Annotated in this window: 10 protein-coding genes and 1 pseudogene; 4 read left to right on the plus strand and 7 right to left on the minus strand. The window is 53.8% G+C overall.

Going from position 1 to position 12,007, the window contains the following annotated elements; translation table 11 throughout:
* Positions 1–7 precede the first annotated feature (7 nt).
* The 4 genes from mngA to B9L21_RS09320 all read right to left on the minus strand — a co-directional run bounded on the left by mngA (position 8) and on the right by B9L21_RS09320 (position 5,147).
* Positions 8–1,903, minus strand: coding sequence for a PTS 2-O-a-mannosyl-D-glycerate transporter subunit IIABC (mngA, locus tag B9L21_RS09305; RefSeq protein ID WP_033011134.1), 1,896 nt, complete (start codon positions 1,901–1,903; stop codon positions 8–10).
* A gap of 121 nt (positions 1,904–2,024) precedes the next feature.
* The gene (locus tag B9L21_RS09310) at positions 2,025–2,762 is read right to left on the minus strand and encodes a MurR/RpiR family transcriptional regulator (RefSeq protein WP_033011117.1); all 738 of its coding nucleotides are present in this window, start codon (positions 2,760–2,762) and stop codon (positions 2,025–2,027) included.
* An 83-nt stretch (positions 2,763–2,845) separates the two neighbouring features.
* The gene (locus tag B9L21_RS09315) at positions 2,846–3,595 is read right to left on the minus strand and encodes an SIS domain-containing protein (RefSeq protein ID WP_063166139.1); all 750 of its coding nucleotides are present in this window, start codon (positions 3,593–3,595) and stop codon (positions 2,846–2,848) included.
* Between the two features lie 115 nt (positions 3,596–3,710).
* Positions 3,711–5,147: an NAD-dependent malic enzyme gene (locus B9L21_RS09320; RefSeq protein WP_063166140.1), complete on the minus strand. Its 1,437-nt coding sequence runs from the start codon at positions 5,145–5,147 to the stop codon at positions 3,711–3,713.
* A 251-nt stretch (positions 5,148–5,398) separates the two neighbouring features.
* Here B9L21_RS09320 and B9L21_RS09325 point away from each other — a divergent pair, with 251 nt between their 5' ends.
* Positions 5,399–6,292, plus strand: a complete 894-nt coding sequence (locus tag B9L21_RS09325; protein ID WP_063166141.1) for a DMT family transporter — start codon at positions 5,399–5,401, stop codon at positions 6,290–6,292.
* Positions 6,293–6,467: 175 nt separating this feature from the next.
* Here B9L21_RS09325 and B9L21_RS09330 read toward each other — a convergent pair whose 3' ends face one another.
* Positions 6,468–7,019 carry a DJ-1/PfpI family protein gene (locus B9L21_RS09330; protein WP_063166142.1) on the minus strand — a complete coding sequence of 184 codons (552 nt, stop codon included), beginning with the start codon at positions 7,017–7,019 and terminating at the stop codon, positions 6,468–6,470.
* Between the two features lie 146 nt (positions 7,020–7,165).
* On the opposite strand from B9L21_RS09330, the gene B9L21_RS09335 reads away from it, so the two are divergent.
* From B9L21_RS09335 to B9L21_RS09345, 3 genes and pseudogenes are all read left to right on the plus strand, one after another.
* Positions 7,166–7,894, plus strand: coding sequence for an NAD-dependent deacylase (locus tag B9L21_RS09335; protein ID WP_063166143.1), 729 nt, complete (start codon positions 7,166–7,168; stop codon positions 7,892–7,894).
* Positions 7,891–8,763 carry a fructosamine kinase family protein gene (locus B9L21_RS09340; RefSeq protein WP_063166144.1) on the plus strand — a complete coding sequence of 291 codons (873 nt, stop codon included), beginning with the start codon at positions 7,891–7,893 and terminating at the stop codon, positions 8,761–8,763. The genes B9L21_RS09335 and B9L21_RS09340 overlap by 4 nt, the downstream gene beginning before the upstream one ends.
* Before the next feature lie 67 nt (positions 8,764–8,830).
* Positions 8,831–9,124, plus strand: a pseudogene (locus B9L21_RS09345) (L,D-transpeptidase family protein); the annotation flags it as partial.
* A gap of 39 nt (positions 9,125–9,163) precedes the next feature.
* On the opposite strand, the gene B9L21_RS09350 reads toward B9L21_RS09345, so the two are convergent.
* Positions 9,164–11,257, minus strand: coding sequence for a GDYXXLXY domain-containing protein (locus B9L21_RS09350; protein ID WP_089134999.1), 2,094 nt, complete (start codon positions 11,255–11,257; stop codon positions 9,164–9,166).
* 146 nt (positions 11,258–11,403) lie between these two features.
* The gene (locus B9L21_RS09355) at positions 11,404–11,988 is read right to left on the minus strand and encodes a phosphatase PAP2 family protein (protein WP_063166145.1); all 585 of its coding nucleotides are present in this window, start codon (positions 11,986–11,988) and stop codon (positions 11,404–11,406) included.
* Positions 11,989–12,007 lie beyond the last annotated feature (19 nt).

A 12,007-nucleotide genomic window follows, 5' to 3' on the forward strand; every position in this document is an offset into this window, starting at 1 on the left:
ATTTGTCTTATCGTTGTTGCGCCTTTAGCTTTTGCACGCGTGTAGCGACTAACAGCACCGTCGAAATCAACGCCCCGATCAGCGCGGCGCCAAGCCAGATGACTCCCGCTTTCCATAACGGTGCGCCTTGCAGGACAAACAGCGAGAAAATGCCGGCTCCCGGAACGTTCAGCCCGATTTGCGACGCTGTGACGATCGCCCCGGTGACCGCCGACCCGATGCAAAGCGACGGAATGACGCGCAGCGGGTCGTTAATCATAAACGGAATCGCTCCCTCGGTAATGCCGGCTAAGCCAAGAATCCATGTCGACTTGCCGACTTCGCGCTCGTATTCTTCAAAATACCGTTTGAACAACAGCGTCGCGGCGGTGACGGAAAACGCCGACACCATTTTCACCGAGGCGAATGCCGCATACGGAATGAAGTTGCCGCTTGCCATCGCCCCAATGCAGAACGTATATGCCGCTTTATTGACCGGCCCTCCTAAATCAAACGACACCATGACGCCTAAAATCGCACCGAGCACAATGGCGTTGCGGCCCGACAAGTTGTTCAGCCACTCAAGCAGCGCATTGTTCAGCCCGGCGACCGGCTTGCCGAACACAAACAGCATCAGCGCTCCGACGACGAGCGAACCGATGACCGGGTACAGCCAAAAGCTGATAAATCCGGAGAACGCGCCTTTTGGCGGAAGCTGCTTTTTCAACCACTTCATAAAGTAGCCGGCCAAAAAGCCGCCGAGCATGCCGCCTAAAAAGCCGCCGTTGATCATCGTCGCGGCAATCCCCGCGGCAAACCCCGGACCGAGCGCTGGCTTGTCGGCGATCGCATACGCCATGTACGCCGACAGCACCGGAATCATGAGCGTGCCAAGCATATTGCCGCCCAGTTTGCGCAGCATCCAAAGCCACGAGTTTTCCGTATCGTATACTTGTTGAAGCCCAAACGCCTGGGCGATAAGCACCGCACACGCCAAAATCATCCCGCCGGCGACGATAATCGGAATAATATGAGAAATGCCGGTCAAAATGGCGTTTTTCACTTCCGTTTGCCATGAAACGCGCTCAGGCATTGTCTCCTTTGTCGGCTCATATTCCCGCTTTCCTTCCTTTTCGGCCTTCTCAAGCGCTTTCAAAAGAACGCCTTTCGCATCTTTCAGCGGCGCCGCAACTGTCGTTCGGTACACCGGCAAATGGGCAAACCGTTCTTCGTTTTTCACCGCCACGTCTGCAGCAAAAATCGCCGCTTCCGCTTTTCGCAGCCGCTCCTCGGTATGGCGGTCTTCGATGCCGTTTGCCCCTTGCTTTTCGACGAATACGGCAACCCCGATCTCCCGTCCGGCTTGCTCTAACGCTTCAGCCGCCATATACGTATGGGCGATGCCAGCCGGGCAGGCCGTGACGGCGACAATCGTTTTTCCTGCTGGCGCTGCAACGGCCTCCGCCTTTTCCCCGTCAAGGGCGCGATACAGCTCTTCCGCCGTGCGGCATTGCTGCAACCGCTTACGATAGTCAGCGCGCGCCAGCCGTTTAGCAAGTTCGGCAAGCAAATCCAAGTGCGTCGATCCGGCTTCCTGTTCCGGAATCGCTAATAAAAAAACAAGCTCCACTTCATTGGACGGATCGATGCTCTCCCAATCGCGAATCGGCCGAGCCAGCTTCGCCACCGCAAAGGCCGCCGATTTTACCGCTTTCGACTTCCCGTGCGGAATGGCTAGCCCCGCTTCAAGCCCCGTCGGAGAGAGCGCTTCCCGCTCCATCACCGCTTGATAAAACGATTCAGCCGAATACAAATTCCCCTCCTCGTCCAACTTGCGGACAAGATGGCGGATAACTTCCTCTTTCGTGGACAACGACAATCCTACATCGATCAGCCGAACGTTCGTCAGCTGTTTCAGCTCCATTTCTCCCATCCTCTCTTTCCATGCCGTTTGTCGACTTCATTATAAAAGAAAAAAAGCAAGAAGACCGAAATCTTCTTACTTTTTCACCATCCTCGCGCCATGATTCGTTTCGTGTGTGTATTTATACACATCCGCCGTACTTTTGCCAATACCGTTCACTCAACGCCCGCAGCACGAGATAAAGGGATGTGCGGTCGGTGACATCATACTTGTTTAAAAACTGCTTGGGCGCCCAGCAATACAAGCGGAAATCGGCAAGATCGGCGAGCGAATTGGGAGAAAAATGCGTCAAGCTGATGACAAACGCCCCGTTTTGCTTCGCGGCCGCAACCGCCTCAAGCACTTGCTTCGTTTCCCCAGATACGCTAATGACAAAGACGACATCCTTTTCCCCGCAGCGGTCCGCATTATACAACATATCGTGGCGCTGGACAAAAAAGTCGGCCGGCTTGCCGACGCAACGCAAATGTTTCGCCATCATCTCGCAAAAATAGGCGGAATCGCCGATGCCGTAAAAAAAGACGTGTTTCGCCTCATGCAGCTTGCGAACAGCATCTTCGATGAGCTGCTCGTCGATCAGCTCTTTCGTTTTTTCGATGGCCGTTTTTCCGTCCGCCTTTATCGCCGCCTCGGCCCGCCGCTCGAGCGCCAACGCCGCCTTCAGTTCCGCAAACCCCTTATACCCTAATTTTTTGGCGAACCGGACGATCGTGTTCGGCACTGTATAAAGCGCTTCCGCCATTTTTTGAATCGGAATGTCGGCGATCTCGTCGCGGTGTTCCATAATGTAATCGACAATTTGGTCATCTGTATCGTTCAGCTTATCGGCATACAGCCTCACCCGTTCATCAAAACGCATCGGTCTCCATCCCCCACCGTCTTCTCGTTTGCTACTATTTTAGCAAGAACCGATGGCGGTTGGCTACAGCGCCTGTTTCCGATCTATGGCTGATGCCCCTCGACCAACAACGGAATGCGTGCTTTATATTTCTCAATCCATCGGCGGTTATGTTCGTCCGCCCCCTCGATGTTGCCGCTTAAAAAGACTGGCGGTTCTACTCCATTTTCTGCCACAAGAGCAATCGCCTCGGCGAAAACGGCGTTTAAAATCGCGCTGCCGATCACTGTGGAAGTAGGCGCAAATGGAACAGAAACGTTTGGGTGGGCTAAAATCGCATCACCTTTCACAGAGTGGTTGTCAATCACAAGATCGACGACCTCATACAGCAACCGGCCGCTCTTATGCCGCGAGGGCTGGCTTTTGGAATATTCCAAGGACGTTACCGCAATGATATAAGCGCCTTTCGCTTTCGCCGCCAGCGCCACATCAATCGGGACCGGATTGCGCCCTGATGTGGACAAAACGAAAAACACATCTTCAGGACGGATATCCTCATGATCTATAAAATTTTTTGCGAAATCATTCATTCTCTCCAACATGGACGAACGGACCGCCCCCTCATGAAGCATAAGGGGCTCAAAAAATATTGGTTTAATTGGCACAAGCCCTCCAGCACGGTAGAACACTTCTTCCGTTAAAATGTGGGAGTGGCCACATCCGAACAGTTGAATAATTCCACCTTTTTGAATGGCTTCACTTACTACATAAGCGGCTTTTTTTAGATTGCCCTTTTCATGTTTTAAAACGAGTTCTAAACGTTCGTTCACTTTTTGGAAATATTGATCGAGCACCGGCCGCCCCCCTTAAGCACTCGGCTTCTTATTTCTCGCAACAGATGCTCCTGCAGCCAAAAAAGGCTTCCCCTGCAAAGGAAGCCGTCCATTCGTTCGTGGTATTTTGGTTCTTTTACTGTCCCGTATACCCGCCAACTGGGATGTTGTCTTTCCGGGCAACGCCGGTGCGGTATGCCGCTTCGACGACCGCCTGACGGACGCGTTCCACGACTTTGCTGTTGAACACGCTCGGGATGATGTACGATTCGCTTAGCTCGTCTTCGGTGACGACCGAAGCAATCGCTTTAGCAGCAGCGAGCTTCATTTCCTCGTTAATTTCTCGCGCCCGGCAGTCGAGCGCCCCGCGGAAAATGCCCGGGAAGCAAAGGACGTTGTTGATTTGGTTCGGATAGTCGGAACGCCCGGTCGCCATGACGCGCACGTACGGTTCGGCCAGCTCCGGATCAATTTCCGGAATCGGGTTGGCCATCGCAAACACGATCGGATCGCGCGCCATTTTTTTCACATCTTCCACTTTTAAAATGCCCGGGGCAGACACCCCGATAAACACGTCGGCGCCGGCGATGACATCCGACAAGCTTCCTTTGAGATTATCGGGATTGGTGATTTGTGCATATTCTTGCCAATACGGATTTTCGTACGTTTCATCGCGATGGATGGCGCCAAGGCGGTCGACCCCGATAATGTTGCGCACGCCGGCGGCAAGCAAAATTTTCGTGCAGGCGATGCCGGCCGCGCCGATGCCGGTTAAGACAACCTTGATGTCCTCGAGCTTTTTGTCGACAATTTTCAACGCATTGAGCAGCCCGGCAAGCAAGACGACCGCCGTGCCGTGCTGGTCATCGTGAAACACCGGGATGTCGAGCTCTTCTTTCAGCCGCTGCTCAATTTCAAAGCAGCGCGGCGCGGAAATGTCTTCGAGGTTAATGCCGCCAAACGCCGGGGCGATCGCTTTCACAATTTGAATGATTTCTTCCGTGTCTTTCGTATCCAAACAAATCGGGAACGCGTCCACTCCGGCAAATTCCTTAAACAGCATCGCTTTCCCTTCCATGACCGGCATCGCCGCGTACGGGCCGATGTCGCCCAGCCCGAGCACGGCCGTGCCGTCCGAGACAACGGCGACCGTATTCCGTTTAATCGTCAGCGAATACGCCTTGCGCGGATCTTCAGCGATGGCCGTGCAAACGCGCGCTACACCCGGCGTGTATACCCGCGACAAGTCATCGCGCGTTTTCACCGGAATTTTCGAGTTCGTTTCAATTTTTCCCCCGATGTGCATTAAAAACGTGCGGTCGGAAACGTTCACAATTTTCACGCCGCGAATTTTTTTCAGCGCTTCGATGATCAAGTCACACTGCTTCGTGTCAAGCGCGCTGACGGTAATGTCGCGCACCGTATGGACTTTGCTTGAGGAAATGACGTCAATCCCGACAATGTCCCCGCCCGCTTTGCCAATGGCTGCGGCGATATCGCTAAATGAGACGATATCTTTTTCAAACTGGAGACGAATCGTAATGTTCATCGCTGCCCCGCCTGGTAATGCCATAACAATCGTCCTTCCTTTTCTCTATTTTTTATAAACAGTCCTACGGTACACATGTTATCTTATGAGTAAAAAAAAGACAACCCCATCTTGTTCGGGCAGGCCAAACGAGCGAAGGACGCCGGGAAGCGGCATGTTCCCTTAAATCACCGGCCCTCTAAGATGATAAAAGGAAAAAGAAAAAAGGAAGAGACGACGGGGAAGGCGAAATAAACGTAAAAGACAGGAAAAAACAAGACAGGAGCGAAAAAAAAATGAAAGAAAAACTATTTCTAGTCTTGGCCAACTTGTTTTGGGCAGGTAATTACGTGGTCGGCAAAGTGGTCATCGCGGAAACCGGTCCGTTTTGGCTGACTTTGATTCGTTGGTGCGCCGCCTTCATCATCCTAGTTCCTGTGTCCTATTGGCTTGAACGGCCGCACTACTGGGATGTTATGAAACAATATTGGCTGCCCCTCGTTGCGTCTGGGGCGCTCGGCATTATCGGCTATAACTTGCTTTTGTACGGCGCGCTTGTCTATACGTCATCGATGAACGCAGCGATCGTCAACTCCCTCAATCCGGCCATCATCGTCGTGTTGTCGTATATGTTGCTGCGGGAGCGGCTGTCAACCGTGAATATCATCGGGTTTCTATTGTCGCTCATTGGCGTGCTGTTTATTTTGACGGACGGGCATATAACACATATTTTCCAAACAACCTACAATCGCGGGGATTTGATGATGCTCGCAGCCGGCGTCGTCTGGGCGCTTTATTCGATTATCGGCAAAAAGCTCCCGGTTCCGCCGATCACGGCGACGGCATGTTCTGTCTTTTTCAGCTTGTTCATGCTATGGCCGTTCGCGATATTGTATCCATTTCCTGCTGATCAGTTGAGCGCCATCGGGTTCGCTGGGATTACCTATATTTGCTTGTTTCCGTCCGTTCTTTCCTTTTTGTTTTGGAACATCTCGGTGCAAAAAGTCGGCCCGAGCCATGCCGGTGTATATTTAAACTTGATTGCCGTATTTACCGCTGCGATCACGTTTTTGCTTGGCGGCACGCTGTCAGTGCCACAGCTTGCGGGCGGCGCTGTCGTCTTGCTCGGCGTCTATTTGGCGACGAAAGCGCCAAAAGCGAGACCGGAACAAGTGGACATCGCCGGGTGACGATCCGTTTGCTGCTTCCCTGCAGGCCGCCCGCCCGGCTTCTTTCTGCCGCATCGGCCGGCACCATTCTTCACCGTCAAAACAACTAGTGTCAGCCGCAAACGGTGCGGCAGCCGCTTTTTTTTGCATAAGGAAAAGCGGCCTTCCCGTTTGTCAGAAGACCGCTGCCTTTCCGCTATTGAAGCAGGCGGAGAAACTCGCGCATAAACGCCGGCAAATCCGGCCACGCATGGGCGGAGACGAGGTTGCCGTCAACGTGGACTGTATGGTCAGACACATACGTCGCTCCTAGCGCCTCAACCCCCGGCTTGCAGGCAATATACGCTGTCAAACTCCGTCCTTTCAGCAAATCCGGCATTGTTTCAAAAATGAGCGAGGCGTGGCAAATGGCGGCAATCGGTTTGTTCGCCTCAAAGAAATGGCGAACGATGCGCTGCACGTTCTCATCAAGGCGAATGTACTCCGGAGCGCGCCCGCCCGGAATGACTAACGCATCGTATTGCGTCGGGTCGATCTCGGCGAACGATGCATGGGCATCGATCAAATAGCCTTGTTTTTCCACATACGTATCCCAGTCGGCAAAATCATGGACAACGGTATGCAGTTTCTTTTTCTTCGGCGCGGCAATCGTTACGTCATGTCCTTCCTCCAACAAACGATAGTACGGATAATACACTTCAAGCGCCTCAACAGCGTCGCCGGTGATGATCAACACTTTTTTGCCCACGGTTCTAACCTCCTTGTCCGTTTTTTTCCTTCTCTTTTATCATAATGGAAATAGACGGAAAGGAAAAGCAAAATGATTGTCGAACATATATGAATGACCCATTGAACTGTGAAATGGGGAGAGAAAAAGGGAAAGGAGGAAAAACAGTGACCATTGCCTCCTGGCTCGCCCACTCGCGCCGGACGGTGGTGCTCACTGGCGCCGGCATGTCGACCGAAAGCGGACTGCCGGATTTCCGCTCGCCGCGCACCGGGCTGTGGGCGCGCTTCAATCCGAGCGAACTGGCCACCGTAGAGGCTTTATACCACCGCCGCGAGTCGTTTGTGGAGTTTTACCAATATCGCATCCGCACCTTGCAACAATGCCAGCTGCATGATGGACATCGCCTGCTGGCTGACTGGGAGCGGCGTGGAATGGTGCAGACAATGATAACCCAAAACGTCGATGGTTTTCACCAACAAGCCGGCAGCCGACGCGTCATCGAACTGCATGGCTCACTGCGCACCGTCCATTGCCAACAGTGCGGGCAGAAACAGCCGAGCCGCGTCTATTTGCGCGGTGTATTGGCGTGTGAATGCGGTGGTGTTTTACGCCCATCGGTCGTGCTGTTTGGCGAACCGCTGCCTGAAAGAGCCATCACCCAAGCATGGGAGGCGGCCCGCCAGGCGGACTTGTTCCTTGTGCTCGGCTCATCCTTGCAAGTATCGCCGGCGAATCAGCTGCCGCTTGTCGCCAAGCGAAATGGCGCCAAATTCGTCATCATTAATTGGGAGCCGACGGAACTCGATGATCTTGCTGATGCCGTCATCCATCAACGAAAAATTGGCGAAGTGCTGAAAGAACTTGATGAACAGCTGACGGGGGGAGCACAATGAACCGGGAAGCGATGCTGCAAGAGGCGCTTCGCTCGATCGGCGATGATTCACGAATCCGCCATTGGCGCCGAGTATCAGGCGGCGACATCAATGACGCCTACCGCGTCCAAAGCGGCAAGCAAACGTATTTCATCAAAATGCAACCCTTCCCACCAGCCGGCTTTTTCACCGCCGAACAGGCAGGATTGAACTTGATCAAGCAGGCGAAGGCGATCCGTGTTCCAAACGTCTTCGGCACGGGAGAGGCGGACGGATGCGGTTGGCTTGTCCTCGAGTGGATCGAAGGAACGGAAACGGCGCAGACGGCTGAACAGCTCGGGCACGATCTCGCCCGCCTCCATCAATGCCGCGGCCCGGCATTTGGACTCGATCGAGATACATATATTGGGACGCTGCCGCAGCGAAACGGCTGGTACGGCCGCTGGCTCGACTATTACCGCGATGCCCGCCTTGTGCCGCAAATGAGACGGGCAGTGGCAAACGGCCTCCTGCCCGCCGAGCGGCAACGGCGGCTTGAGCGGCTGCTCGAGCGGCTTGACCGCTGGATTCCAAACGATTGTTTTCCGTCGCTGTTGCACGGCGACTTATGGAGCGGCAACTGGCTCCCTGGCCCCGACGGCGTCCCGTATGTGATCGACCCGTCCGTTGTTTATGGCCATTACGAATTTGAAATCGCGTTTACCGAACTGTTTGGCAGTTTTCCGGCCCGATTTTATGCGAGCTATCAAGAGCTGATGCCGCTCTCAGCTGATTATCATGACCGAAAGCCGATTTACCAGCTGTTTTATTTACTTGTACACTTGAACCTGTTTGGCGAAGTGTATGGCGGCTCGGTCGACCGTGTGCTCGAGCGTTACGCGTGGGAGTAACCTCCCCCCGGCTCCTCGATCTTGACATCCGACGCACAGTTCTGTCGATTATTGGGTCGACGATCCGACATCCAAAGACTACAACCGCTGGATCTATTACCGCGGCAACCCGCATCGGCGCTGGAAATCGTTTGAACGCCTCACCCACCCGCTTTATAAATATGCCGTTGTCGTCCGCTACAACGACAACCCGATCGTGAAAGGGAAAGGAAGCGCCATCTTTCTGCACATCTGGCCGCGCCCTTCCGGTTATACGCTCGGCTGCATCGCGATGGCCGAAAAAGATCTCTTACTCGTCATCAAACGGCTTGACGCCAAAAAGAAGCCCGTCATTCTCATCAGCGAACAACGAAAACTATGAATCAGATGCAAAAAAACAAGCCCGCTGCCTCCTGCGGGCCTATTTTGTGCTAATCGCCTCAAGCAGCGCATCGCCATGTTGACTGACGCGCACATAAGCGAAACGGGCGTCTTCCTGCCGCTTTATTCCCGTTTTTTCCGGCACGAAATACGACTCAATCCCGTATACGACTTGCGTACCATAAAAAGTGCCGTTAATCAAAATATCCCCTTGTTGCCGCGTAAATCCGGGCCATTTTTCTCCATTCACGGCGTACACCCCAGCAAAGCGATGCACCCCATCCGGTCCCTTTCGCAGCGCAACTTTCACCTTGCCGCTTCCATCCAACGACCGAATCGTAGAAATGTCATAGCGAAGCTGAATATAGTCCCCTTGCAGCACCGAACGCGGATCCACCGGCTCAAGTTCCAACTTTACCACATCACCATACCGCAACAAGCGCTCCTTTTGCCATATCGTATACCCTACAAAAACAAATTGAACGGCGACAACAAGCAGAACAAAAAATGAAACGCCCCGGCGCCAGCGCACTCCTTCCGATAACGTGAGCCGATTCCGTTTTTCCAACCAGACGGCCCAAGCAAGCAGCATAACCCCAGCAGCCAGCAAACTGACCGATTTATGAAGCAAATTCCATGCGAGTTCATAATATTTCAGCACGAAATATAGCCCTAAATATCCCCAGGCAATCTTTCGCTCCCGGCGCCGCCGTTGAAATAAGAAAAACGCGAGAGCGGCCACCATAGCAAGATTGGCAGCTATATACATCCCGTCGGCGGCGAACACATCAACGCTTGTCGCAATCCCGAGCGCACCTAGCGCCAGTACGAGCGGGGTGAGAGCTGTCCTCCCGCTCCATCGGCCGTATGCGTACAAACCGCCGTTCAACGCAGCAAGCGCCAGCAGCACAAACCGTCCATCTTCAACAGCCGGATCGAGCGCCGCCGACAAGTAAAGCGTCAACGCCACCGTCGTCAGCCGGTGCACCCCGCGATCGGCGGAGCGGACCAGTCCGATCGCCAACACGGCCGCATAAAGAAACAGCACAGCCGCCGATAGTTCCCAGGCTACCGTTAACCCGAGCCCGTAACCGACTGCGAGCAGCGTATAGCGGACAACGGCGTTCCACCGCCGGCCAAGCCAGGCAGGAAGGACGAATCCGAAGACCGCGGCGAAAAAGAGCACGTACGGCGACCATGACTCTGCCCAAAGGAGATACAAGCCGAGCAAACTCGCCGTCGCCAATGCCGAGGCCGCAAGCGTAATCACCGCTTGAAACGCTGTCAAAGCCCATGTCCCAGTCCGCGTCCCCGCCGAAAACACCCCCGTCCGCCGCAGAAGCATGATCCCACCATACAGAATCACCCCTGCCGCTGCAAGCCCAATGAAAAGCATCCATGTTTCAAAATGATCAACAAGGAGACGAATATATTGAATCAACAAAAACAAGCCGGCAAATAAACTTGTCAGCAACGCATATGACCGTTGCTTTGTGACTGCGAAAAAGTAATATAGCAACCCGGCAAACAGCGCTGCATACACGTATGGCCACCAGACATCACGCTCATACGAAAAACCAGTTACACTGATCACGAGCAGCCAACCGTGCATGGCTGCGTAAGCGAGATGAGCTGCCCACGGGGAACGGCTGAGGCCAAAGATCGCACCGTTCACAGCCGCAAACAACAACAGCCGGCCAAACGACGCCCATTCCGCCCACTCGATATGGTAAGCGGAAGGAAAGTAATAAAACCAGCAGGTGAGTTGCAGCAGCACGACAGCGATGACCGAAAGCGCGGGATCTTTCGTCAGCCGCGCCAGCAACGCCGTCGGCACAAGCCAAACGAGAAACAGCCAATAGCTGTCAGCGTGGGAATTGTAAATTTGCCCAAGCAATGCCAAGGAGATGCCAAATGACAACACTCCGCCAATAAACAGCCATCGCCTTACAAAATGATGACGCCCTGCCAATGCTGCGGCGGTCCCATAAAACACCGCCATCACTCCGATGCTCGTTCCCGCTTTCGCTTCCCTCCCCATCTCCGGCCAATTGGCCGCAAAAAAGTAAACAATACCGGCAATCATGCATAAAAGCGCCAACATGTACCCCGTCTTCACAATACGGGTAACCACTCGCCTCTCCCCTTTGTATGTTCTTTTTTTATTCGTATGCAACAAAAGATGATCTAGAATGCCAGCAGAAAACGATTATGTTCCAATCATCAGCCGTCTTTCCAACTAAAAAACGGCGGATGCCCGCCCTGTTTCTCGCCTGCAGGCTACGGACGCTCAAGCCGCCGGAGCATTATGCGGTAAAGGGCGAGGCAAGCGGATAAATAAGCAGTCCCAAGCACAAACCCGCCGAGCACATCGGACGGATAATGCACTTGCAAGCTTAACCGACTCAAGCCGGTGAAGAGAGCCAGCACTGCAAACACGCTGTAAATGGCCGCCCGCTCTCCTCGCTTTGTGCGCGTTTGCGCCAAAAAATACGCCAAAAGCAGCAAGTAAATCGTCCCAATCATCGCATGACCGCTCGGAAAGCTGAACCCTTCGACCCCAGCATACGGGGGACGTTCCCGCCCGACAGCGTGCTTGATCCATTCATTGATGCCATACCCTCCGCCAACGGCAACAACGACAAGCAGCATCCCATATACATCGCGGCGGAAAAACCATAAGCTGATGACGAGCATCACACGAACGATGCCAATGGTTTTCCCATTGCCGAGAAACGTAAACGGATCGAGCCATTGCCATGAAGCAAACAACTGCAGCCCGCCTTCGTCAGCCGCCTTTGTCAGCCCGGCCGCCACGCTTACCCAAACAAACAAAAAAAGGACCGCACCGGCAGCCGCTATCATCCATAATGGTCGATTCACT

Origin of the sequence: Geobacillus uzenensis (assembly GCF_002217665.1) — a bacterium.
In the GTDB taxonomy this organism is placed as follows: Bacteria; Bacillota; Bacilli; order Bacillales; family Anoxybacillaceae; genus Geobacillus; species Geobacillus subterraneus.